The following is a 23,987-nucleotide window of genomic DNA, read 5'->3' on the forward strand; positions in this document are numbered from 1 at the left end:
CCTTAATGAATGAGCCTTTTAAAAATTTATCACTAATCATTTGAATACTTTTGAAATGCAGTTGAAAACTGTTGATTTACTTTATCATGAAGATTATCCTTCTCATGTTCTAATTCTAAAAGTTTATTGTAAATATTTTTATATATAATTTTGTGAGCAGCGTGTTGAATTGTCTCTTCAGAAAATTCATCCATCTCAAATTCTCCTTCAACGCTATCCAAGATAATGTTAATAAAACTAAAAAGGTCCTCCTTTGTGATTTGATCAACCGCAATCCAATTGTCTTCCTTTAAGAAAAAGCCTTGATTATTTTCAATTTTTAAGTATTTCATACATTTCGCTCCTCTTACTATACGAACTTTCGCCTGCTTCAAGGCATGTTAACTGAACAGATAAATTATTAATTGATTTCCCATCATTTGAGTATAGGATTTTATCTGTTGGATAGCCGGTATAAACTCTAAAATTAGCTTTGTCCTGTTCAATACTCCTTTTTGTATGCAGAATGAAATCCGGACTAATGGAACCACCAATTGTGTTATTATGAGTTGAAACAAATACTGGAATGTACTTCGAAATATCCTTCAACATTGTGTTAATTTTTGTATTTAGGAACGGATTATCAAACGATGACTCAGGTTCATCGATGAGAAGCATATCATGTGATAGAGCGCCTTCTATTTTCCGTAAAAAGTTATATTCTGCTCGTTGTCCTCCAGAGACTGGTTTCAAATCCTTGTTTAAAATTTCTACCTGTATCTTTACAAAATACTTATAAAAATCTGCGGGTTCAAGCTCTTTTTTACTTTTTAGTTTCTGTAAAAAATCAAATGGAACTGAATACGATGAAAATATATCAGAAAAACTCATTCTCTTCTTTGCTTGTTCAATCAATTCCCTTGGAGTAGCAAACTTTCTTTTAGATTTTCTTACTGTAAAATCAAAAGTTTGCTTTTCATTAAGAATTTTTTCTTGTTGTAGTTTTTCTGTGAGCTCATTAAACTTTCTTATTTTTAGCTGTTCTTCAGCAACCTTACTTAAATCAATATCAAGAATTCTTTGTGTTGTTGTTTTCAAAGATAGTTCACTTTGAACATTGCCGATTATAGTGTTTGCCTTCTCCTTTATTTCATTATCCAAAGAAATCCGTCTGTGTTCTTTAATCAGGCGAAGCAACAGTTTCACAAGTTGTTCTCTTTCGATAACTTCATCAATAAGTGTTGAGTATTCATTGTTTTCAAGAATTACTTGAGTTGCTTTTATTAATTCTTCTAAAGTAGATGTATCCTTATGCTTAAACTTTTCTTCACTAAAAAGGGTTGATTTGGCAAAAGCATCTTTCTTTTCTGTACTTTCAGCATTTTTTAACAATGATTGCACATAGTCGTTAACATTTTTTTTGGTAGTAAGTACATCAATATTCAATATGTCTTTGACGATTTCATTAAACTCCGATAAAAACTCTGCTGAAAACATACTTTCATCATTCTGTAACTGAGCATGAAATGTTTCTTCTGAACGTTTATCATCAGTTTCTACTAATTCAAATTGACGAATATATTTCGTATTCTCTGTACTTTCATTTATTTTATTCAATAAATGAGTTTTACCGGAAGATCTTTCCCCTAACAATACATTTAAACCTGTAGAGGCGTTAATTCCATCATGAATTTCAAATAAGTTCTTTCCGTCCTTTTTTGATAAACTTACTTTGGTTTTATCCGATAATGCCCCCTTAATTGCGGCTAAACTAATTTCGGAAATATTCAAATAAGTTTGATGGTTATTAAAACTACTCATAAAACTACAGATTCTTTGATCACTAAACAAAACAGGGGTTAATCCATCAATTTCATTTTTAAGTTCCATAAATTTTCTTGGAGAACTGACCTCTCCAGCACTAATGGTAGAGTTTTCTGATAGCTCATGTATAATTCTTTCTGAAATCTCAGGTGATTTACGATAGTGCGGAATCAATAAATATTTTTTTAAAGTATGCTTTGGAAAAACTGAATAGAATTCTGATAAAGTCAGAGAGTCGGACTGCTCCTTTATAAAATTAAGCAACTTTTCACATGATGTTGCAAAATCTTCAAGTGGAAATTCTGAACAATCACCAATTAATAATAGATGACCTTTTTCTAAATCAACTTCTACCCCTGGAAAAACTGGTACTTCAATTGCCTCTCTAATTTTCCTAAACTGTTCAATATCAAAAATATTATGATTTGTAATAGCTATTGCATCAAGTTTTTTTTCATGTATATATTCTGATAGTTTCTCAATTGAAAAGTCTATTTTCTTTGAATCACTTATAGATCGAACTGTATGAATATGCAAGTCTAACTTTTTCATCCATCAATTTCCTCCCCATTTACTTCACCTTTAATCTTAACACTTTCAATAGATAAAATAAATGAGATATTAATGTCCGTTTTCCTACTTCAGATTGAATATTCATAAATACCTAAATTAGTGATTAAATAATTCCCTCCAATTTCCAAGTCTCGACCATACGACTCGTAGTCTATATAGTTCTGCAGATGAGCAGGCACTTCACCCAAAGCTCCAGTTTCCTCAATCAAATAATACGCCACATCACTCATATCATTACAATCGGGATAACAGATAATATCATCCACATGCTCCACCATTTCTTCAAAAGAATTGAAAAATGCATGTTGGATTTCTGAAGCAACTTCGCCGATCGGCGTTCCTTCTAGTTCTTCTGCCAGCCCACACAACCGATTGATCTCGTCAATTGCCATATATTCATCAATCTCAAAGGGGAGCTCATAATCATGGATCGCATATTCTTCGTATTCATCATTTAACCCAATGCGTTCTTTCACTTCATCAAAATCAATAGGTGGGGTAAACCATGCCCCCACCAACTCACCTTCATTGTATTTCCCGAGATTCGCAATATAAACGCGCATCTTCTCCATATTTATTGTCCTCCTTAGGCACCAACAATTCGGTTAAACAGATTGAGTAAGACATCTTTTACTCCAGAAGCATTAAAAACCAATCCTACCGCAATTAAAGCAATCACTAAAAAACCAATCAGTTTGGAAAACTCACGTTTAAATCCTAAGAATAAACCAATCACCACTATCGCCAATAAAACCAGAGATTGAGCATTGGTTAAAAACCATTGATACAGGTTTTGACCAAAATTCATCTTGTCATCTTCCTTTCTTTCCTATTACTCGATCCGTAACGAAACCCGCATTCCTTAAACACATTATGGTGGCACCAATTATACTGCTGCCAATTACCAATAAAATATCTTTCATAATTCTCATAACGATTCCTCTTTTCTCACATAATCAAATTTTCAATCCCCATACTTTGTTGTTCTAAAATCTTTTTATAGCGCTCGGATAATTGTGAATTCTCTAACATATCCTGTATAAAATTTGTCTGATTCAACCGATCCAATTCTTTTGCCATCTTCCAAGTAGGCGCTACTTGTCGTCCTAACCAATTCAAAGTTCGCTCAATGGTATATGGTTTCGGATCAGAAGTTAAGTGAATTTCTTTGCGATTCCGTCCAACAAAGCGCCCCCATTGTTCATTCATCGGCCAATTGGTTCGCCGTTTACCTTCTACTTTATCCGTAAATCGTAGATAGCGGTTGATAATGGAAAACGTAGTACTCTCAATGCTTCGACCGTTTAACAAATCTTGAATGGCATGATAGGCACGGTCATTTTTCAAGCGAATTTCAAAACGATTCTTCGTTTCTGTCTGGTCTAGAGGAATTCCGAGCTTAATATACTGCTCATAATCTTTTTCGTATAGACAAAAATAGACCTCACTTTTAAGACTCCCAATATACAAGGTGTTCCCCATACCATCTTTTTCATCATGTTTCAAAAGTTCACCTGAACGATAGCTCTTAAAAGTACGAAATAGAGAAATACATTCTTCTTTTTGACATTTCTTTGTTAATTCAGGAATATCCAATAAGCCGACTCTGTCATTGATTGCCAAATCCAAGCGTTTCATCACTCCACCAGCTTTTAGGCAATCATCAAAAAAGCTGTACCAGGTACGTTTTTGAACGAGCAGAAACGTTTCAAATTGCCGACAACCACGCCCCTTAAGTTCTATCAGTACGCCTTTATCTTCCTCATTAGAAAGCATCACCACTATATCTCCCATTACATATTGTTCCTGATAAGAGTAAAAGGCATGATCTTCATGAAGCATGTAGTCAAATTTTAAATGTAAAATCTTCTGGATGATTTTCCGCACGTCCGTTGTGGGAAACCGAATCCTTACATAGTCAAACAATAACATCAAAGGCAAGTCGGGATTGAAACTTTCCAGTTGGTCAAAAATTTTCCTTATAGTCTTTGTAGATGCAGTTACGCCACCGTTTTCTATCTGGTTTAAGTACGAGCGACTAAGCCCACAAGCAGTAGCCAATCTATTTTGCGAAACGCCATATTCGTTACGTTTGTCTTTTAATAAATGGTAATCTAAATTTCTTTGTACCAAATTCTCACCTCTAAATTTGAGATGTTAACTTTTCCAAATAAGTTAACACCTGTTTAAACAGCTTATTAACTTTGTTACAGCAACCATTTTTAATCTTTGCTTGATTATTTTTTGTGTTTTTGTACCCCCCTGTTAGATACGGGGGGTGAGACATCATGGCCGGCTAAAGCCGTCCATGAACAGGCACAGCACCACGGAGGATTTCTGCTTCGCAAATCCGCCGCGGTCAGCGCCTAAAGTTGGGATATTGAGCTCTCACTCATCTTTAATTCCATCGGTTTCCAACTCTGCCTTTATTTCTAACAAGTATTGACGAATATCTGGTTCTTTTGCTTGATCAGCAATTCGTTCAAATTCTGTGATTACCTGATTAACCTCGATTCGAGTATCTGTCTCCTCATCCATCACATAAAGATCACCATGAACTTTCACTCCGTTCTTGCGAATATCAAAATTTAATCGCCGCAATTCTTCTTCTAGTTCTGGATCTGACTGAATCTTTCCAATAACCCAATAAATCTCGCTAATCAACTCATCGTAACCCATGTGCCTCCACCTTCTTTAGTCTTCTGGCAATATCAAAAATGACTGGGACTGTCACAGAGTTCCCGGCCTGTTTATACAACTGACTATCTGAATTTACTTTGGCAGCCCGTTCAAAGGCCCAGTCAGGAAATCCTTGAAGCCTCCAGCATTCTCGCGGCGTCAATTTACGAATCTGATACTGATCCGTGACAACTACCTGTTGACCTCCTGTCAACAAGGCATGAACACTTTGTTTACCAAGACGCCCCCGACGACTTTTTGAATTAGAAAAAGCCAAGTTCACACTATCCCCTGGCTTAACTTCGTGATATTCTTTTTCGTTTTTCCGAATCATGATCTTAGTACCACCTTGCTTTGTTGATAAGGTAGGTGCCGTTCCTGATACATCATAAATTCGATTTCCTTGTTCGAAATTACCAAGCAACATTCCCGCCACAGAACTTCCTTTTTTCGCTTGCAAAGCAATTTTAATTCCTTCATTTCCCATTAAGGTTGGGGCAACACCATCTGGTCCATATACTTCTCCACCCATACCATGATTGGATGGATTAATATTTAACAGGTTTCTGATTTTTTGATCAGATGCTGCAGACGGTCCAATGATAGGAAATACTTGTTCGGTACATGCATCTCGAGAATGTCCGATAAGGAAAACTCGCTCACGGCTTTGGGGAACGTAGGCTTTTGAGTTAAGCACCTGCCACTCCATGTCGTACCCCAATCCATCCAGCGTTCGGAGGATTGTCTCGAACGTAGCCCCTCCTTCGTGATTGAGTAATCCCCGGACGTTCTCAAGGAATAGAAATTTAGGTCGGAGAACAGCGGCGAACCGAGCGATTTCAAAGAAGAGAGTACCTCGAGTATCGGAAAATCCTTGTCGCTTTCCCGCAATTGAAAAAGCTTGGCACGGAAATCCGCCGCAAAGGATATCAATTGGTCCGATTGATCGAACAAACTCGTCTGATATACTTGTGATGTCATGCATTTCAACCTCCTCCTTTATGTCATGGATTGCTTTGTAACTACGCCTAGCAAATTTATCAATTTCGCAAAACCCGATACAATGGTGTCCAGCTTGTTCCATCCCTAAACGAAACCCACCAATACCGGCAAACAAATCCAAAAATGTCATAAATCACCACTTTCATTGAAAAGAAAAAGGCCAAGAATATTTTGCTCTTGGCTTCTACAACTATTTTCGATTCGAAATTATTTTTCTTTATCCAGACCAATCAATTTACGTTGTTTTCGGTTGGATTCATCTGCTACATATTTGAAGACTGCCTTCAACTCTTTCGCAGAAGCATTCTTTTGTAATGTAAAAAAGTTACGGTTTTATTTTTCCATAATTTCCTCAATTATTCTTTTGATTGTATTACTTCATTGATGGCTTTTAAGAAATCATACCCTCTTGGAACTAAAGGCGTGTAAAATTCACTAATCACACTCCCTCCAGTATCAACATATCCTCGACCTTTGATTCTTTTCATAAAGAAGTTTTTATCGACCTCCCCAAACATCATAGAATATCCCAACTCACTCATGCGTCCCAAAGCAACACGAAAATTAAACTGATCACGAATTCCATCTCCCAAATACTTCGCGTCCGGTCTTTGACAAGCCAGAATCAAAAAGAAACCAGACTGACGTCCTAACATAACGATTTGTTTGAGCTTATTCAAAACCACCGCATTCTCCTTTGTGGTTAACATTTCCATATAAGCAACATACTCGTCAAAGATTAGGAAATTTGGCAAAAGACCTAGGTAGGCATAATTTTCTCCTGTTTTGTAGTTCGACATTTCTTTCATCGCCTTACTACGAGCCATCATACGTTCATAGAAATCCTCAACACAGGCAGAAATTTCTTCCTTTTGAGAATACACATGAGGCATCACCGTACCTAAATCGGCGAGGTCCGCATTTTTGGGATCGATAATAAACAGTTCGGCATCAGATTTCAGTAAAGCCTCGATGATGGTTAGTAAAAAGTAAGTCTTCCCACCACCTGTACCACCTGCGATTAACATATGAGGCAAGGAATCATATGCCCATACTTGATTTTTCATCAATCGCAGAGCCCCATTTTCTGCCACTACTTCTTCAATCCCAATTCGATTGGCAATCATATCGTACACTAATGTGTATTCCACATAGGAATCTTTGAGTTCTTTTTCTATTAACTCACAATACAGTCCACTTTCTAGCTTCTTTTCCAGCTTCAATAGCTGATCTTGATATTTTCCCAGTGAAATTTGAACGCGAATTGAAAGTAATCCATCCTTCATTCGATAATAGATTTTGGGAAAGTAACTAATACTCTCTTTGGTTCGACTACTACTAAAATCTTTGAAAAAGCCTTCACTTTGAGTTTGTTTCACTTCATACCAATGGTTTTCTAGAATCATCCGGGCTAGCTTTTGTCGATGCCATAGACTTCGCCAATGAGCCTGAAAAAAGTGTATATAAAGCAATATCATAGCTCCTGAAAGAGCGAGACTTCCTAGTAAGCAAATTAAATCTTTCATGGACCAAACGATTTCAATAGTGGAAAGTGATACCTTAGAAATATCAAATCGTCTAAGCTTTTGAAAATAAAAGATGCTCATCCAACCAATGGACAAAGCGATTAGCCAGCCAAGAATAAAGTGACAAATTAAGTGTTGATCTCCTGCTCGTATACGATGCCCTTTGTACTGTCTGATGTTTAACACCTCCAATAGAAAAAAGTCATTCTAATTTTTTACTACTATGGGAAGTTGCTTAGTTTCAACCAGTTGCTTTAAAAAGTCTCCAATGGCATCAGGCATTTCCACACCGATTTCTTCCAAGACGGATTCTGCTTCCCGACACAAACATTCCTTTACTTCCACCACTAAAAAGAAAGCCCCTACTTTATCTAAGCAGCCCATTACATCAAGTGCATCTTCATCTGTTTCAAGAAATCCGTGGTGCAGAATAAGAAACATTTTTTCATCTAATGTCAATGTTTTAATAACTTGTTCCTCGGTCAGTTCTCCTTTTCCATATCGATCTAGACGATCTAAAAGATGCTCGATATCAATATCCATAATCTTCACCTATTTCTTCTCTTCATTTTGGTTAGTAGATATTCCCTGATTTTTTGGATGCTTTAGCTTCAAATCGTCTGCTTTAATAAACCAATTAACGGTGGTTCCTTCTCGGAAAACATAATTGGCAACGGTATCCACAATTGGATTGACTAATTCAACTTCTGAATCATAGGTAAACTCTCGCAATGGTACATTTGCTGGGATACTTACTTGAATCATTCGACCTTGAGCCGAAGATTTCAAGTTATAGGTTCGTTCTTTTACCTCATTACTAATCGTTCCATCCTCATTTTGTTTCCGTACCTCTCGGCGCAATGCAGAAAAGCGCAACTTACCAAAAGTTAGTCCTGAATCTACCACAATACCTTCCGTTAGTCTCATATTTTTCTCCTCCTATGCTTTCACTAAATCATCGACATACAACACATAATCTGTAAAACCGCGGTTCTCAATCTCATACCCTTTGGCAACTAAATGGGGATTAACGGCTTTTAACGGTTGGTCTTGATCAAAATCCTTTTCTCCGGCTTCCGCTGCAACTACGACTTCAATATCATCTGCTCGTTGTTTACTGGAATATAAATGGTAACTGCGACCAATAATCGTAGTATTCCGACCATATCCTTCTGTTAAAACTTCACCCTCACCGGCATAACTTAACTTCCCAAAGGTTTCGGCCATATCTGGCACAACAAATTTCAATTCCATATTCTTATCCTCTTCTCATTTTTAGTTTTGGATACAAAAATAGCGCAACCACTTTTTTTGGAGGCGGTCGCGCGTGTTGGTTGTTACAATTTATTTGATTCATCTCATCACCTTAGTTTCGGCGATTCCAGAAATAATAGCCAGCCGTTGCAAAGATCAAGGTAAAACCAATGAACAGTAAAATATTGGAGTTTTTCTCTCCGGTTTGAGGTAATGTCTTCGTTGTGGCCCGCGATTCTTGAGAGTCACTTGGAGTAGTTGGCGTTTCAGGTTTTTCTGGTGTACTAGGTGCTGTTGGAACTTCTTTTGGTGTTAAGGTTTGGGCTTTTTCCTTCAAATCCTCATTGTGTTTTCCATTGATATTTCCGTCTTTATCATAGTTGATCTCTTTAAAGGTAAAACTTGTACCCTCTGGATAGTTACTCGTGTCCACTTTTTCCGCAAGCACTGTTTTGGTGTATTCTTTATCATTCACTTCATAGTCAATTTTTCCTGATTTCCAGATTTCTTTGTTCGTACCATCTGGTAGTATAGCATACAGAATAGTCTCAAAAGCTTCTTTTGAACCATCCAGTACTTCATGAATAATGTAAACATCATCAAACATATCTACTATATCTCCGTGAGTAAAGGTTTTAGAACCATCTTCTAAGTGGGCTTTTGTTTGGATAGAAACATGACGCTCTACGTTACAATTTACAGTTTGTGCTTGATTATTCAAGCTAGCATCTTTTGCAATCGGCTCATCGCCTGCTTCAAAGGCTTCCTTATTTTCGTACACATAATTGAATAAAACAATGGTTTTATCCAAGACTTGCTCTATTGTTAGTTTATGTGGAATTTCCCAAGTTCCTGTTTTCTCTTTGTTAGCCAAATTTGATGTTGTTTCAGCAATCACGACAGGTTTGGCTTTTTGATCTTTTTCTTGAGCAGCTTTTGTTGCCCCTACATCAATTGCTTGAGCCACAACATACCATTCTTCTTTTATTTCATGCAAATTGTAGCTCAATCTATCGACTAACTCGGTAGAAGCAAGCTTGGTTAATTCTTTAGTGCCGTTTTTCCAAGTTGCAAGGGAAGTTAAGCTATCTTCTTTTTCCGGCAAATCATAAAACATCAAACGATTCAAACTAATAGAAAAATTCTTGTTGGTGAGTTTATCATAAGGAACTGTCACCGTCTTAATCGGTTGTTTTTGCCCTTTTTCGGTAATGGTAAAGATATATTCACTCTCGGTGTAATCGTCTTTGTTTTCCTTAAAAATAGAACGGATTTCTAGTGGCGCAATCTTTTGAAATCCTTCTGGTGCTTCCACTTCTTCGAGCAAATAATCCCCATAAGGCAGATTTTCAAACTTGCCATAACCATCAAATCCTAGTTGCTCATTGTAGGCTGTGGTAGCTTCATCTTCAGCACCTGTGATTTCGTTGGTTCCTTCTAATGGCGTAACTTTAAACGTTAAATCATTGAAGCCAGTTTCGGTAGTTCCCACAACTGATCCGGTAAATTTAAAGAAATCAAAGCCAAAGCGAATCACCTGTTCTTTCGCCGTAACGTCTCTGGTAATGACCGCATTTTTTTCGTTATCATCAACCTTTTTAATGGATACAGGGTATTTGGTTTGGTCTAAACTATACCCTTTTGGCGCCTTAGTTTCTTGCCAATAATATTCATTAATCGCTAAGTGTTTAACTGCAACTTGATTATTTTCATCTAAAGTCAAAGTGACGGTTTTATCAGAAGCATTTGTCCCCTTCACTAATTCTGGTTTGAAAGCATCATTCCATTTGACAGCTTGACCATCTTTTGCAGTAAAGAGAGTATATTCCGCTCCTGTAAATTCAGATTTCCCTTGAGTCTTATCCCCGGTATCTTTATCTTCTTTTGTCAAGGTTGTTTCACCGGTGATTTCTTGGTTTTGACCTTTCACATTACTAGTAACAAGTGCTACCGTTTGATTGGCATACTTTAATTCAACTTTCACTGGCTTAAAAGTGTTAACAAATCCATTGCTAGCTTTGGTTTCCGTGATATAATACGTACCTAATTCCAAAGCCCTATCGATTTCTTTTGGTGTTTCTGCATGTCCTTTTTCATCAGTAATTATTTCTTGGACTATATCTCCAATAGAGCTGTCCTTTCGAATAGCAAAGGTATTACCAGCTAAAGTGTAATTTTCATTCCAAAGATCATTTCCAGTCTCTACCCCAGTTTTGTCCAAAATGATTTGACCTTTTTCACGAGTATTTTTAGAAACCACCGAAATCGTTTCTCCTGCTTTAATCGTGGCAATCATTGGTGTTTCATCAATCGTATAAGGATCTGGCACCGATTTTTCCGTGATAGTTACCTTTGTACCATGGGGAATCCCATCTAATTTCGCAATCCCTTCCTTATCGGTAGTCACATCTTTTTCAGGTAAAGCTTTCCCAAAATCTAAATGAAACACTGTCCCAGGTACAACATTACCTGATTCTTTATCGACTTTTTTGATTTTCAGGGATCCTTTTGTCTCCACATCAATTATCACACTGTAAGTATTAGGTTTATCAATTGCCCCAGGCATTAAGGTTTGTTGCCCTGCTTTTTTATAAGCCACCGGTGTTCCGGTACCAACCGATTTTTTCAATGTCAGTAATCCTGGTTTGGAGTTTCCATTTGGTGTGAGCACTAATTTATTTCCATTCACACGATAATCAATGTTTGCGGTATTTTGAACAACCTCATCGAACTCTGATAAGTTCAAACCATTAGTATCCGTTACCGTGATCGATTGACCTAACACTGTTTTTACTGTGGAATTATGGAAGCTTGGTTTCTTCTGATAATCTGCGATTGCATGATTGATTTTTGCCTCAATAGCTGCGATATTTACGGCACTACCATCCGATCGTTTGATTGAGTGAGGTGTGTAGCCATTGACTTCTTGCCAAATCATTTTTTGAGCCACAATATGAGTATCCACATCCGTACCCACTTCTTTCCACAAAACGGACACTAGTTTTGCTTTTTCCGGCATATCAGGTAATGGATTTTTCTCATAACCCGGAGTGAATTGATTATCAATCGGAATCCCTGGTTCAATACAGAAAATATCTTGTTTCACACCATTATAGACAGCATAGTGAGGCACAGTGACTTCTGACATCAATCGTCCATCACTAAATGTACCTTCGACAGCATATTGATGCGCTAAATCTAATTCCACGGTTACCGTTTGTGGATGAGTAATTTCATCGGCCAAGGCAATCGTAGTGCCAATCGTTCCTCCAATTGTTTGTCCTAACAAAGCTATAGTCGCACACAATCGCCAATTTTTAAATCTCGGCTTTTTCATAGAATAAATCTCCTTTCAAAATTGGATAAAAAAAGAGACATCCAATTCTGAATGCCTCAAATGTTAAAACTATTCTTTTCAAAAATTATCAGATACCGTATACCAAAAACTCCAAAGAGACTTTTCCTATATAGGCATACTGAATAATACGATCGGTATTTGGGATATCTTTTCCATTCTCGTATCTATCCATCGACCATTTTGTAATAGGAGGCGAAAAAAACTTTCCAAAGTCTTCTCTTTCCAAACGATAATCCCTTCGAATTTTTCGAAGTCTTAATCCCATTCGGAAAGGGGCTAACTTTTCAAATTGGCTAACCTTGTTTCCCTCTTTTAACATCTTACTGTAAATATCTCCATATAAAATGTAGGAAACAGTCACTTTCCCAAGATAGGCAACATTCATCAATCTTTCGATATCAGGAATATTCGTACCTTTTTCCCATCTATTCACAACATTCTTGCCTGCTGGTCGATTAAAGTTCTTACCAAATTTTTCCAGTGTCTCGCCGCGATTTTTCCGAATCTCTTGGATTCGTTTTCCCATCGCCATTTTATCGACAAAGGGTAATTTAAACGAACCATCATCTTGTTTTATATTCATCAAAATTTCTTTACCATCGTTAGAGAGAAACACAGCAATTTTTTGCTGTACATCCTTTGATGGCTTTCGACTACCGCTCAATATACGACTCATCAAAGGTGCATCAATTCCAATCTTTTGTGCTAACTGTTTACTTGTTAAACTATTCTTTTCTTTGAAAAACAACAATTGATTTACTATAGTTGTTACAAGGTCAGTTTGATCCCCCAAAAGTGTATCTACATTGAAAATCTCACTTAAAACAGTATCGATATCCTTTGATATTTTTCTTGTTCCCTTTTCGTACTTTACTAAAGCACTTTGTGAAACACCTGCTAAATCAGCCAACTTCTTTTGAGATAGCTTGCGCTCTTTCCTTAAAGTTTTAAGTAAGTCACCACTTATATTTTCAGACATGAAAAAAGCACCTCCTCATGAGATGCTTTCATCATACGCTGACGGTTAAAAACCTTCAAGGGAAAATATTCCGTTTTTGACAATTTTTTTGATCCGTGACAACCGCATGACAGTTTAAACTTTTTTAAACGGGTAAGTCACGGATTTTTCGCCACTTGAAAAGATTGATTTAATAGGATTCCCTCTTCAAAAATGCTACTTCTTAGGCTCATCCTCGTCCATGTAGAACTCTTCCAAGTATTCAATTGCGAGTTTTTCGCTCTCTTGTTCATCAAAATACCCTGAATTTATAGTGAAATTAAGCGCCTCAACAATTTCTTCTTTTCTATCGTTATTCATTTAAATTCTATCTCCTAAATTGTTATGAATACTAGTTAGATATATTTTTATCTTTCACTCTTCCTGCTGATTGAGCCACTGATTTGCTTGTCTTAACCAAGGATGTAAAACAAGGACTCCTTGTTTCAATGTCCAGTCAATATATGTTTTTGCTCCATGAACTAATGACATTTCTAGGGCTTTATTTAACTCGTCTAAGTAAGGAGCTGCGTATGATTGATCCCATTGTAATTTATCAGCCAAAAAGACAATCAAATCCATTTTTGACGGAGAGCTTCTTAATGTTGTATGACATTCGATTGCATTCAGTATGGATACATCTCTCACACCAAAGAATTCATTTGCCAGTACTTTAGAGAGTCGCTGATGTAACAGCATAGGTACTTGTTTTTCTTCTGGATACACAGTTAAATTGAGTGTCTGACAGAGTGCTACTCGCTCTTTGTTTGGAATAAACACACTACTGTCATGAAGTAGACCTGCAATATAGGCTGCTTCAGGGTCTGCAGAAAATTTAGAGGCTAAACGTTTTGCCTCAGACGCTACTGCTAGAGAGTGATTTGCTACCTCTGAAAATCCATAGTAAGTGAGATATGCAATCATCTGTTGCTCAACTGTTCCTTCCACTTCTAGTCTGAAATCAGTTAATTGAACCATTCCACTCCTCCTAGTTATTAAATAGATGTGCCTCATAAGGCGACAAGGTGATTTTAGAAGTGAGCATTGAATTTTGTTCGCTATTTCCTACTACATGACTCCATGAAGAATCAGAGAGGCTTTCAGGCAACCGCAGATTGGCTGGGCTTTCTGATAAATTGACCACAATTAGAAATCGATTGCTGTTTAGTATACGCTCATAGATAAACACTTGTGGATGCTCACTTAGATAAAGTTTATAGGAACCATAGACTAATGTCTCTGACTTTTTACGAATCGCAATTAATTCTTTATAGAAATTTAAAATAGAGGATGAATCAGATTCTTGAAGTGCAACATTAATCTTATTCTTATTTGGATTAACATTCATCCATGGTGTTGATTCTGAAAAACCTGCGTAGTGCTCGTCAGTCCATTGCATAGGTGTTCGGCTATTATCACGAGTTGTTTTACTCACAATTCGTAAGGCGTCTGCTACGCTTTTTCCCTCATCCAATAATCGAAAATAAAACGCACGCGAATCAACAGCATCTATTTCATCAATTGTTGTGTAGGGATAATTAGTCATACCAATCTCTTGTCCTTGATAAATAAAAGGTGTTCCTTGTAAAAAGAAATACATCATAGCGATAGCTTTGGCTGAATCTTTCCAGTAAATTGTATCATTTCCGAAAGCAGAAACAGCTCGCGGTACATCATGATTTTCCATATATAAGGCATTCCAGCCCTTCTTGTCTAATGCAGTCTGCCAAGTAGATAACGCATTTTTTAGCTGAACAACATCTAGTTTTCCAGTCTCTTCTTTATTCCAAAGAGAAATGTGATCAAATTCAAAAATCATGTTGAAATAGCCATCTTCACCTACCCATTTTGGTGCTTGCTGTGCAGAAACTCCGCTTGCTTCTCCTACGGTCATGATGTCATATTTTTTAAATAGGTCACGCAGTTCTTCCAAATGAGCTTCGATTCCTGGTACATTCATAAATGGATCAAATGGATGATTTTTAGGCGTTGTATCCAAAGAAGCTTTTTTGATGTGTGAAATTGCATCTAACCGAAACCCGTCAATTCCTTTTTCCAGCCACCATTCAATCATTGTGAAAATTTCTTTTTTTAGCATCTTGTTTTCCCAATTCAAATCAGGCTGTTCTTTTGCAAATACATGCATATAATATTGCTGGCTCTGTTCATCATAGCTCCAGATTGAGCCGCCAAAAATTGATTCCCAATTTGATGGAGGAGTATCAGGTGTCCCCTCTGCCCAAATGTAATAATCACGATACGGATTATCTAGTCCTTTTTTTGATTCAATAAACCACTGATGCTGATCAGAAGAATGATTGATGACTAAGTCCATGATGATTTTTATCCCACAATCATGCGCCTCTTTTAAAAGTAAATCGAACTCTTCCATGGTACCGAAATCACTTAAAATCCCCTGGTAATCACTGATATCATAACCATTGTCTACATTGGGAGAATCATAAATAGGATTAATCCAGATAAAGTCAATACCCAAATCTACCAGATACGGCAATTTTTCACGAATTCCATTTAAATCTCCAATTCCATCATTGTTACTGTCGTAAAAGCTTCGTGGATAAATTTGATAACCCACCGCCTCTTTCCACCATGCACGTGTTTGTTTCATATCCGATTCCTCCATTTTTCTAGATACTTCTCAGTATAAAGGAAAACATACCTTAAAAACTGTTGTTACCGGTAACAAGATGAGCGTGATTATTTATTTTTGTTTACATAATATATTTATTGTTTATTTTTGAGAGAACGTTTTCTAATTACTTCTGAAAAACCTTCATAAGTAATTCTATTTGCTGGTCAAGCTTATTTCATTCATAGAGTGCTTGAATAAGAGTTCCTCTGTTTTTATATGTGTTTTTAAAGAAAACCAGCTACACCAATGGTCTAGCTGGAGAATTTACGTATTCTTTTTTAGTGTAAGCAGGAACTCCGTGTTCTATTCGATAACTCGCTAGTTTTTACACTACTCCCAGAGCGCATTTGCCAATTACAAATAGCGGGCAATTAGTTGAATAATTTTCTCAGGGAAAGTCGCTAAATCACTGATGTCTAAATAACGATTTTCTCCATAAATTTCCTTGATAACCTCTTTGTCTTGACCGATAGCAGCTGATAAAAACAGTACACCTTGTCGTTCATATTCCTTTAAAACGGATTGAATATCTTCTTTTGCTTTGTCTCCTGTATAATCAGGTAAGGCTTTTGGCTGCCCATCACTAATAGTCAATAGCAATTTAGTTGTCGCTGTTTGTTTTGACAATTTATCTGCCATAATTTTAAGCACGACGCCATCACGATTATTTTGACGTGGTTTCATGGATATGATTTTAGCATCGACATAATCAAAGGAATCATCAAACTCTTTGTAGGAAAATATAGAGGTCTTTTCTCTTGTTGAGACATCTGCAGTATCCCCATAAATCATTAAAGGAATGTTTACTCGTTTCGCAAACTCAGTAATTGCAAGAGCGGCTGTCTGCGCACTGTTTATCCGACCCTCTCGTATCATGGAACCAGATTCATCCACGCGAATAGCGAGCGCTAGCGAAGGCTCTTCATGGGGTGGATTCTTTTTATCAAAATTTTTATAATCCCCATAAGCAATTCGGCTAGCATTAAACCGATTCCCTTCATATTTTCCTGTTTGATAGGTTGTGGTAACCTCTTTATCAAGTAAATCCAACATTTTCCGACTCAGTGTTTCAACGGCAGGAAGAATCTTCTTCTTTGCTTCTTTGGCAATGAGTATATCTTTTTTTTTGAATGTTGGGCGATGGATAATCAGTCCTTCTTTTGCGTGAGCTGTATCTTTTAAGAGCTGGCGCGCTTCTTTGTTCAAACTACGCTTTTTTTCTTTGTCGACAGCTTCCATTTCAGAGGGAGACATGGATGTTTCTTCATCAGAACTCTCCTTCTCTGTATGTCCATTGGCAACAGTGTCCTCACTCTTTTTGGTTTCTTCCACTTCAATAGCTTCTCTTTTTTCCTGTTTTTCTTTTGGGGCTGATACTTCTGATACTTGGTCAGAATCGCCTAATAAAGTCGCTTCTTCTGTTTCTTTTTCAATATTTCTCAATTCTGCTTCTTCTGCTGAAATTTTTCTTCCAGCAATTTTCTGCTCTTCTTTAAGAAATTCTTGTAACGGATTTTTTTGCAAAAGAACTTGCAGCTCAGAAAGCAAGCCACTTTCTTCTAAAATATTTTCTAAAATTTCTAGCTCGTTGGGATCAGTAGTCACTTTATAAAATACTTTAGGGTAGATAGAAATTAAGGGATCCTGCGCTTGTTTTAGGGTGTTTACCCAGTAGAAATAAGAGCGCATACCAGCAACCCCTTTGATGGCATTTGCTTTAGCCGTTTGATCGAGAAGCTGAATAATTTCTGCCATTTTTAACAAAATATCAAGTTCATTAACACCTGTTTTCGCTAATGCCCGTTCAGCCATCACGGATACAGCAGGTAAATCCATTTTTTCGGCATGCTGCATTCGGTCACGTAGAGATTCATTTAGGGGCCGATTCCCTTGATAATTACGGTTGGTGGTAATCACAACGATACAATCTGGATGTCGTTGGATAACCCCTGTAGGGATATTTAGCATACCATTACTCTCTAATGCGGAATTCAATGCTACTAAAACAGAAGCATCGCGAATAACTGTAGGCTCTTGAATTTCTAAAAGATAACCCTTTTCCATTGCACGAACAATTTCAGAAGGGTAAAACTTATAATGAACGGTTTCCTGCTGGTTTTCGTCAATACGATGAATCAGCTTAGCAAGGCGTTCTTTTGCAGTACTCTGATTGATACTATAATGTTGTTGAATCAACTTGATTACTGCATCAAATGAATCTGTTTGGTAAATGGCTTCCAGCAATTCACTATCTAGCTCATCATCTGCAGAAATAATTGGCAATAACGCGCCAAAAACGTCTGATTTATCCATATCTGCAAAACAAGTCACCTTTGTATAAGGTAGCTGTAAATCAGCAGATAAGGCTTTTGCTAATTGGGTTTTTCCAGAACCAGCATCTCCTTCTAATAAAATATTAAAAAGTTTCATTTCAGGATCATGCCAATTCGTTTTAATTTCTTGTGCAATCCGTTTTTCTTCTTCACTGGTTTGATGACTTTTGGGCTTTTTCCAAATCATTTGTTTTTCCAAACGAGAGAAAATTCTACCTTCCGTCACTGAATAAGAGGTCATAGGGAAAACTCCTTTTAATAGCCTAGATCATCTAACAAACGTTTTAATACACGCATACGTTCACCGATTAATTCGCCATCTTTTTGTAATGTATCATAGTATAATAAAATATCTTCATCAATCATTGGATTGTCCGTATCTACCTCAACTGTCATTCGATTTCCTTGAAGACCAATGATATCTATCTCTGGATTCTCTGGATCGTAAAATTTTTCATGTCGATAGGCATCTTGAAAATAAAGATTTCCTCGTGCGACTAAAATAGCCAAATCAAGTATTCGAGTAATAGGAAGCTCTTCAGACTGACGTGACCATTTTTCTCCTGTATGACGCCAAACCTTTCCTGATATATCGACTTTCCCTCTATCATTCCATTGTGCAAGACCTAAAGAAAGCCCTTTTGCATCCGTATCTAATGCATAATTACCATCAATTTTGTCATAGTCTTCTACAACGATGACAGGTTTATGTTTAAGATTTGTTGGGATTTTCATAAACTCGCCAACCTCCTTTTAGTAATTTACTAATTTACTAAACTAGTAATTTAGTAAATTATAATAGAAATGTGTCAATTTATCAAAAAAAGAGATTTACTGAAACATGTTGGAAAGATATTAATGGACTTCTTTAGCTCTTTAAAGGGCAAAAAAGACCCATGGAAGACTTCAAAAGAGATTCTTTTGAATGTTCTTCTATAGGCCTGTGATGAAAGAATATATAAGAATTATTGCGCTGAGATGGCTAATCCAATTGCTTTTTCTCCTAAATGAGTTCCAATGACCGGACCAAAATGGCCAATCTCAATTTCTGCATCGGGATATTGTTTTTGGAGCTTTTCTTTTTCTTCTTTTGCTACTTCAAGATTATTTGCATGAATCACATAAAGTTTTACTGGATATTGGATTTCATTATAGCGTTGTCCAACTATCTTTTCAGCACGAGTAAAAGCTTTTTTTGTTGATCGAATCTTCTCAGATAACACAATCTTTCCTTCTTCAAAGGTTAAAATTGGTTTAATCTTAAGCAAACCACCAATCAAGGCAGCGCCATTTGTTAGTCGTCCTCCGCGAACAAGATTGTTTAAATCGTCTACAATTAGATACGCGTAAGTGTTATCTCGAATAATATCAATTTTGGCAAGAATTTCATCTAGTGACGCATCTGTTTCAGACATATCCAATGCCGCCTCTACCATATGTCCCATTGGTAAGCTAGTAATTTCAGAATCATAAGGGACAATTGTGACTCCGTCAATTGCTTCCTTGATTCCATGTAAAGTACTAACAAAACCGGAAATACCAGCAGACAGGTGGATACTAATAATTGTATCGTATCCTTTATCCGCAATCTTTTGATAAAGCGCCAACACCTCTCCTAATGCAGGTTGAGAAGTTGTTGGAAATTCTTTGCTGTTTTTCAGTAAATCGTAATATTCATCTGCTTCAATATCAATACCTTCATTGTAAATCTTTCCATCCAAAATAACAGGAATTGGAATAGTGAAGAGATTTTCTTTTGTTTTTATACGTTCAGGCAGATATGCTGTACTGTCTGTGACTACTGCTAGTTTCATTTAGTTTCCTCGTTTCAAAGAAATTTCACCGTTCAAATATAATAATAGCATAGATTGAAAAACATTGAAAATAAATTTTCAGACAATCAATTGGCTAAAAATGTTTGGATAGCTTGTTTATTCTGTTCCTTATCAACGACTAAAATGCTTCCGGCATAGTCAGAATTTCCATAACTCCAAGAATTCTCTACGGGTACACTTAGACGATCAATTCCTCCTGCCCCTTTTAATACAGAGAAGCTGTTTTTCAGCAAAAAGGTTGTTGGAATATTTGTAGACGTATAGCCAATTGCTTTTCCAGAGGCTAATGGCAAGTTGATAAGTGTCAGTGGATTTTTCATTTGAGAAAAGATAGCAGACATTGCTTGTTGTTGACGTCGAACACGACCAAAGTCTCCTTCTTCATCCATACGAAAGCGTGTATACTGCAATAATGTTAACCCGTTCATTTTTTGAGGTCCTTTTTTTATAGGGACTTCTAAGTGACTACTCATATCTTTTTCGGCATCAATCTGTACGCCATTTGGAAATAAGGAATCAATCACCTTCTCGAATGATTGAAAGTCAACTTTGGCATAATATTTACAATCAATACCAAAATTATCTAAAAGAGTTTGCCGTACAAGATCAGCTCCGCCAAATGCATAGGCAGCGTTTATTTTATTATCACCCACACCAGGAATTGTCACAAAAGTATCACGCATAAAGGAAATCATTTTTGGCTTTTTCCCAGAACCATCAAGCTGAATTACCATAATCGTATCTGCCCGTCCAGTTTCTCCTCCTCGACTGTCACTTCCTAAAAGCAGAATATTATTTGATTTATCAGCACTAGTCACCCCATTAAATGTTTCCAGCTCTTCTTTTGGCAGGGAGGTATCGTGCTCTGCACTATATTTTCCATAGGCAAACATCCCGCCAGAAAATAAAAATACGAGTAAAATAAGAAGCCCCAATATTCGTAGCCCTTTGTGTTTTTTTCGAGATTTTTTTTGTTTGGGTTTCTTTTCTTTTTCCGGCGAATTTGATGTATGAAAAAATGTTGCTTTTTTTCTTTGTTTCGTTTGTGGTGCAGATAATTGCTCTTCAGCAGCTGACTCAACTGGTTCTTTTTGCTGTCTTTCTTTTCTTGGTGAGAAAGATTTTTTATTATTTACTGTTTCTGATTCATCATGTAAGTTTTTATAACGATCCATTCGACTCATAAGCGATAGCCTCCATTTCTCTTCTTCTCTAGCATACCTGATGAAAAAAAAGTTCATAGTCTTTTTAGAAAATTTTAAGACAAAAAAAACCTTCTGAGTATAAAACATCAGAAAAGGTTTAAAGACACAAAGAGTCATTCGATAGTTTTTACAGGATAAATTCCGTAATGACCAAATATTTTGACTTCCCCACCCAACAAACGAATTTCTTCGATTGCATTGTCAACTAAGATTTTGGGTTTATCCATTTCTATATCTAATAAAAAGAAATATTCACCAAGGCTTGTCTTTAGCGGACGAGACTCAATTTTACTTAAGCTGATTTTCCTCCAGCTAAATGCTGAAAGCGCCTGATGAAGAGAGCCCGGTTGATTAGAGGGCATCGTGATTGCAAGAGTCGTTTTACTCTTTTTTTTAGAAAGTGGTAAGGAAATTTCAGGCTGACCAATGACCCAAAAGCGAGTATGGTTTATTTCGATATCCTGTATATTTTCACGAACGATAGCAAGCTGGTACGTACGAGCAGCGTTTTTTGGCGCAATGGCAGCGATTTGCTCCTCTGGATGTTCAGCAACATATTGTGCAGCGTAAGTTGTTGAAGGAGTAGCCTCAACAACTGCTTTAGGAAAATGCTGTTGAATAAACTGAGATGATTGAGCTAGTGCCTGAGGATGAGAAAGGATTTTCTCAACAGATTCCCACCTCTTCTCATTTTCTTTTGATACCATCAATTGCTGATGAATGGGAAGAATCAATTCAGCACCAACCGGAATCGCGGATTGGTGATAGAGATAGTCAACTGTTGTGTTAACGGAACCCTCTAAAGTATTTTCAATTGGTACGACACTCAAGGCGACCTTACCATATTCGACAGCCTTTATACAGGCAGGGATACTGGAAAATGGGACAAGTTGTCCCTCTGGAAATCCTGTTTTAGCTGCTTGATAGGTAAAGGAACTTTCAGGACCTAAATAGCCAATTTTCACTTACTCACCTACTTTTAAAAGGATTGTTTGAACAATTTCATCCGGTGTTCGGTTGGTTGTTTCTACAATAATGTTTGCACTCTCTTCATAAAAGGGGATTCGCGGAATGTAGACTTCTTTAATCTCTTCTGGACTTTTTGAAACGACAAGAGGTCTAACGGTTGTTTTATCCCTTTTAAGGCGTTTGACCAACTCATCTGCATCTGTTTTTAAATAAACAACGGTGGGCATTTGATTTAGTAAACGTCGATTTTCTTCCTTTAATACAATCCCTCCGCCTGTAGAAATAATATGCTCTAAATCCAGCGATTTGGAAAGAATTTCTGTTTCTTTTTTTCGAAAAGCTTCTTCGCCATATTGGTCAAAATATTCTTGAATCGTCATGCCAATTTCTTGAACAATCAGCTCATCAAAATCAATTTGCTGTAATCCTGTTTTTTGTGAGAGCTTTTGGCCAACTGTGGTTTTCCCAGCACCCATAAACCCAATTAATACGATTCCTTTCATATAGCACCCCCAGGTAATAATGTTGTTAAGTCTGAAAAGAAGTTTGGATAGGAAACAGAAACTGCCTCCGCTTGGTCAAGTTCAACCTCTCCATCAGCTACAAGGAGGGCGGCGATTTGAAGCATCATACCGATGCGATGATCTCCGTAACTTGTAACGTTTGCTCCATGTAGTGGCGTAGGTCCGTTGATAATCAATCCATCTTCTGTTGCTTGAATAGACGCGCCCATTTTTGTTAATTCTCTAGCGACCGCATCAATACGATTCGTTTCTTTTACTTTTAGTTCTTGTGCATCGCGAATAATTGTTTGACCCACTGCTTGGGTAGCTAATAAGGCAATAATAGGTAATTCATCTATCAGTCGAGGAATAATCGCGCCGCCAATGGTACACCCTTTAAGCGAAGAGTAGCGAGCAGTAATTGTTGCTGACTGGTTTTCAGAATCGGATTCACTTACCTGTATCTCTCCTCCCATGTCTCGAATAACATCAAGAATTCCTGTACGAGTAGGATTAATACCAACATTCGTTAATTGAATCGTACTGTTTTTTGTAATTAATGCCGCTACGAGGAAAAAGGCTGCTGAAGAAATATCTCCTGGAACAACCACTGTCTGCCCACTGAGCGTTTGTGGTCCTTTTAGGCGAATCATTTTATCTTGTATCTCAATCTGTCCGCCAAATTGTCGAATCATTTCTTCTGTATGATTTCGGGAAGGTTCTTTTTCAATAATGATGGACTCTCCATTGGCTTGAAGTGCAGCAAACAAAATTGCAGATTTTACTTGTGCACTTGCTACAGGCATTTCGTAGGTAATTGCGTGTAGCGTCTTTCTTCCTTGAATGGTTATAGGAGGAAATTGGGTGTGTTTATTTCCTGTAATTTCCCCATTCATCTGATTGATGGGGTCCATCACACGTGCCATAGGACGCTTACTTAAAGAGTCATCGCCAGTCAAGGTTGTGGAAAAATTTGTTCCTGCTAATATTCCCATTAATAGGCGAATCGTCGTCCCTGAATTTCCTACGTCAATTGGTGCATCAGCAGGGATGAATGCATCGGTGCCTCTCCCATGAATGGTAATGACCGCTCCGTCATCTTCTATAGGTACCCCAAGTGTTTTAAAGGCATGTAGCGTAGCCAAACAATCTTCTCCTCTAAGAAAATTGTGAATGGTTGTCGTTCCTTTAGCCATCGCACCAAACATGATACTTCGATGAGAAATAGATTTATCTGCTGGAACAGTCAGTGTCCCCTGTAATTGTTGCTTATTTGTCACGAGCTTCATTCAATCAC

Annotated in this window: 24 protein-coding genes; all 24 read right to left on the bottom strand. The window is 37.1% G+C overall.

The window, feature by feature from the left end; genetic code table 11:
• Window positions 1-32: 32 nt before the first annotated feature.
• Window positions 33-332, bottom strand: a complete 300-nt coding sequence (locus I589_RS09210; RefSeq protein ID WP_010767718.1) for a hypothetical protein — start codon at window positions 330-332, stop codon at window positions 33-35.
• Window positions 313-2,355, bottom strand: a complete 2,043-nt coding sequence (locus I589_RS09215; RefSeq protein WP_010767717.1) for a PHP domain-containing protein — start codon at window positions 2,353-2,355, stop codon at window positions 313-315. Before I589_RS09215 ends, I589_RS09210 begins: the two co-directional genes overlap by 20 nt.
• An 89-nt stretch (window positions 2,356-2,444) precedes the next feature.
• Window positions 2,445-2,948, bottom strand: coding sequence for an antirestriction protein ArdA (locus I589_RS09220; protein ID WP_010767716.1), 504 nt, complete (start codon window positions 2,946-2,948; stop codon window positions 2,445-2,447).
• Window positions 2,949-2,962: 14 nt separating this feature from the next.
• A complete protein-coding gene (locus I589_RS09225; protein ID WP_002298822.1) occupies window positions 2,963-3,184 on the bottom strand; it encodes a hypothetical protein in 222 nt (73 codons plus the stop codon).
• Window positions 3,185-3,188: 4 nt separating this feature from the next.
• Complete coding sequence (locus tag I589_RS18825) at window positions 3,189-3,308, bottom strand: DUF3789 domain-containing protein (protein ID WP_010767715.1); 120 nt, start codon at window positions 3,306-3,308, stop codon at window positions 3,189-3,191.
• Between the two features lie 16 nt (window positions 3,309-3,324).
• Window positions 3,325-4,509, bottom strand: a complete 1,185-nt coding sequence (gene mobT / locus I589_RS09230; protein WP_010767714.1) for a MobT family relaxase — start codon at window positions 4,507-4,509, stop codon at window positions 3,325-3,327.
• Window positions 4,510-4,764: 255 nt separating this feature from the next.
• On the bottom strand, window positions 4,765-5,055 hold the full coding sequence (locus I589_RS09235) for a hypothetical protein (protein WP_010767713.1): 291 nt from the start codon (window positions 5,053-5,055) through the stop codon (window positions 4,765-4,767).
• Window positions 5,042-6,187, bottom strand: coding sequence for a DNA cytosine methyltransferase (locus tag I589_RS09240; protein WP_034684939.1), 1,146 nt, complete (start codon window positions 6,185-6,187; stop codon window positions 5,042-5,044). The genes I589_RS09235 and I589_RS09240 overlap by 14 nt, the downstream gene beginning before the upstream one ends.
• A 226-nt stretch (window positions 6,188-6,413) precedes the next feature.
• Entirely contained in the window at window positions 6,414-7,775 is a 1,362-nt protein-coding gene (locus I589_RS09245; RefSeq protein ID WP_174298976.1) for an FtsK/SpoIIIE domain-containing protein, read from the bottom strand.
• 15 nt (window positions 7,776-7,790) lie between these two features.
• A complete protein-coding gene (locus I589_RS09250) occupies window positions 7,791-8,126 on the bottom strand; it encodes a hypothetical protein (protein WP_010767710.1) in 336 nt (111 codons plus the stop codon).
• 9 nt (window positions 8,127-8,135) lie between these two features.
• Window positions 8,136-8,510: a YdcP family protein gene (locus I589_RS09255; protein WP_010767709.1), complete on the bottom strand. Its 375-nt coding sequence runs from the start codon at window positions 8,508-8,510 to the stop codon at window positions 8,136-8,138.
• A gap of 12 nt (window positions 8,511-8,522) precedes the next feature.
• A complete protein-coding gene (locus I589_RS09260; RefSeq protein ID WP_010767708.1) occupies window positions 8,523-8,837 on the bottom strand; it encodes a YdcP family protein in 315 nt (104 codons plus the stop codon).
• Window positions 8,838-8,949: 112 nt separating this feature from the next.
• The gene (fss3, locus tag I589_RS09265; protein ID WP_010767707.1) at window positions 8,950-12,174 is read right to left on the bottom strand and encodes a fibrinogen-binding MSCRAMM adhesin Fss3; all 3,225 of its coding nucleotides are present in this window, start codon (window positions 12,172-12,174) and stop codon (window positions 8,950-8,952) included.
• An 88-nt stretch (window positions 12,175-12,262) separates the two neighbouring features.
• Complete coding sequence (locus I589_RS09270) at window positions 12,263-13,174, bottom strand: helix-turn-helix domain-containing protein (RefSeq protein WP_010767706.1); 912 nt, start codon at window positions 13,172-13,174, stop codon at window positions 12,263-12,265.
• A 195-nt stretch (window positions 13,175-13,369) separates the two neighbouring features.
• Complete coding sequence (locus tag I589_RS18360) at window positions 13,370-13,513, bottom strand: hypothetical protein (protein WP_010767705.1); 144 nt, start codon at window positions 13,511-13,513, stop codon at window positions 13,370-13,372.
• A gap of 54 nt (window positions 13,514-13,567) precedes the next feature.
• The gene (yqeK, locus tag I589_RS09275) at window positions 13,568-14,170 is read right to left on the bottom strand and encodes a bis(5'-nucleosyl)-tetraphosphatase (symmetrical) YqeK (RefSeq protein WP_010767704.1); all 603 of its coding nucleotides are present in this window, start codon (window positions 14,168-14,170) and stop codon (window positions 13,568-13,570) included.
• A 10-nt stretch (window positions 14,171-14,180) separates the two neighbouring features.
• Window positions 14,181-15,821, bottom strand: coding sequence for a glycoside hydrolase family 13 protein (locus tag I589_RS09280; protein ID WP_010767703.1), 1,641 nt, complete (start codon window positions 15,819-15,821; stop codon window positions 14,181-14,183).
• 378 nt (window positions 15,822-16,199) lie between these two features.
• Complete coding sequence (locus I589_RS09285; RefSeq protein WP_010767702.1) at window positions 16,200-18,419, bottom strand: AAA family ATPase; 2,220 nt, start codon at window positions 18,417-18,419, stop codon at window positions 16,200-16,202.
• Window positions 18,420-18,433: 14 nt separating this feature from the next.
• Window positions 18,434-18,913 (bottom strand): DUF6530 family protein, encoded by a 480-nt coding sequence (locus tag I589_RS09290; RefSeq protein WP_010767701.1) that lies wholly within the window; start codon window positions 18,911-18,913, stop codon window positions 18,434-18,436.
• Between the two features lie 230 nt (window positions 18,914-19,143).
• Entirely contained in the window at window positions 19,144-19,992 is an 849-nt protein-coding gene (locus I589_RS09295; protein WP_010767700.1) for a DegV family protein, read from the bottom strand.
• A gap of 86 nt (window positions 19,993-20,078) precedes the next feature.
• A complete protein-coding gene (locus I589_RS09300) occupies window positions 20,079-21,197 on the bottom strand; it encodes an LCP family protein (RefSeq protein WP_010767699.1) in 1,119 nt (372 codons plus the stop codon).
• Between the two features lie 134 nt (window positions 21,198-21,331).
• Complete coding sequence (gene pheA / locus I589_RS09305; protein WP_010767698.1) at window positions 21,332-22,183, bottom strand: prephenate dehydratase; 852 nt, start codon at window positions 22,181-22,183, stop codon at window positions 21,332-21,334.
• Window positions 22,184-22,690, bottom strand: coding sequence for a shikimate kinase (locus tag I589_RS09310; RefSeq protein ID WP_010767697.1), 507 nt, complete (start codon window positions 22,688-22,690; stop codon window positions 22,184-22,186).
• Window positions 22,687-23,979 (bottom strand): 3-phosphoshikimate 1-carboxyvinyltransferase, encoded by a 1,293-nt coding sequence (aroA, locus tag I589_RS09315; protein WP_010767696.1) that lies wholly within the window; start codon window positions 23,977-23,979, stop codon window positions 22,687-22,689. Before aroA ends, I589_RS09310 begins: the two co-directional genes overlap by 4 nt.
• Between the last annotated feature and the right edge of the window lie 8 nt (window positions 23,980-23,987).

This window comes from Enterococcus phoeniculicola ATCC BAA-412 (assembly GCF_000407505.1).
GTDB classification, from domain to species: domain Bacteria; phylum Bacillota; class Bacilli; order Lactobacillales; family Enterococcaceae; genus Enterococcus_K; species Enterococcus_K phoeniculicola.

Bases quoted from the DNA above. Each gene is read 5' to 3' on its own strand.
- I589_RS18825 (WP_010767715.1), bottom strand. From the start codon at position 3,308: ATGAGAATTATGAAAGATATTTTATTGGTAATTGGCAGCAGTATAATT.
- I589_RS09235 (WP_010767713.1), bottom strand. From the start codon at position 5,055: ATGGGTTACGATGAGTTGATTAGCGAGATTTATTGGGTTATTGGAAAG.
- aroA (WP_010767696.1), bottom strand. From the start codon at position 23,979: ATGAAGCTCGTGACAAATAAGCAACAATTACAGGGGACACTGACTGTT.
- I589_RS09255 (WP_010767709.1), bottom strand. From the start codon at position 8,510: ATGAGACTAACGGAAGGTATTGTGGTAGATTCAGGACTAACTTTTGGT.
- I589_RS09300 (WP_010767699.1), bottom strand. From the start codon at position 21,197: ATGAGTCGAATGGATCGTTATAAAAACTTACATGATGAATCAGAAACA.
- yqeK (WP_010767704.1), bottom strand. From the start codon at position 14,170: ATGGTTCAATTAACTGATTTCAGACTAGAAGTGGAAGGAACAGTTGAG.
- fss3 (WP_010767707.1), bottom strand. From the start codon at position 12,174: ATGAAAAAGCCGAGATTTAAAAATTGGCGATTGTGTGCGACTATAGCT.
- I589_RS09260 (WP_010767708.1), bottom strand. From the start codon at position 8,837: ATGGAATTGAAATTTGTTGTGCCAGATATGGCCGAAACCTTTGGGAAG.
- I589_RS09215 (WP_010767717.1), bottom strand. From the start codon at position 2,355: ATGAAAAAGTTAGACTTGCATATTCATACAGTTCGATCTATAAGTGAT.
- I589_RS18360 (WP_010767705.1), bottom strand. From the start codon at position 13,513: ATGAATAACGATAGAAAAGAAGAAATTGTTGAGGCGCTTAATTTCACT.
- I589_RS09240 (WP_034684939.1), bottom strand. From the start codon at position 6,187: ATGACATTTTTGGATTTGTTTGCCGGTATTGGTGGGTTTCGTTTAGGG.
- I589_RS09310 (WP_010767697.1), bottom strand. From the start codon at position 22,690: ATGAAAGGAATCGTATTAATTGGGTTTATGGGTGCTGGGAAAACCACA.
- I589_RS09250 (WP_010767710.1), bottom strand. From the start codon at position 8,126: ATGGATATTGATATCGAGCATCTTTTAGATCGTCTAGATCGATATGGA.
- I589_RS09210 (WP_010767718.1), bottom strand. From the start codon at position 332: ATGAAATACTTAAAAATTGAAAATAATCAAGGCTTTTTCTTAAAGGAA.
- I589_RS09280 (WP_010767703.1), bottom strand. From the start codon at position 15,821: ATGAAACAAACACGTGCATGGTGGAAAGAGGCGGTGGGTTATCAAATT.
- I589_RS09220 (WP_010767716.1), bottom strand. From the start codon at position 2,948: ATGGAGAAGATGCGCGTTTATATTGCGAATCTCGGGAAATACAATGAA.
- I589_RS09225 (WP_002298822.1), bottom strand. From the start codon at position 3,184: ATGAATTTTGGTCAAAACCTGTATCAATGGTTTTTAACCAATGCTCAA.
- I589_RS09295 (WP_010767700.1), bottom strand. From the start codon at position 19,992: ATGAAACTAGCAGTAGTCACAGACAGTACAGCATATCTGCCTGAACGT.
- I589_RS09285 (WP_010767702.1), bottom strand. From the start codon at position 18,419: ATGACCTCTTATTCAGTGACGGAAGGTAGAATTTTCTCTCGTTTGGAA.
- I589_RS09290 (WP_010767701.1), bottom strand. From the start codon at position 18,913: ATGAAAATCCCAACAAATCTTAAACATAAACCTGTCATCGTTGTAGAA.
- I589_RS09270 (WP_010767706.1), bottom strand. From the start codon at position 13,174: ATGTCTGAAAATATAAGTGGTGACTTACTTAAAACTTTAAGGAAAGAG.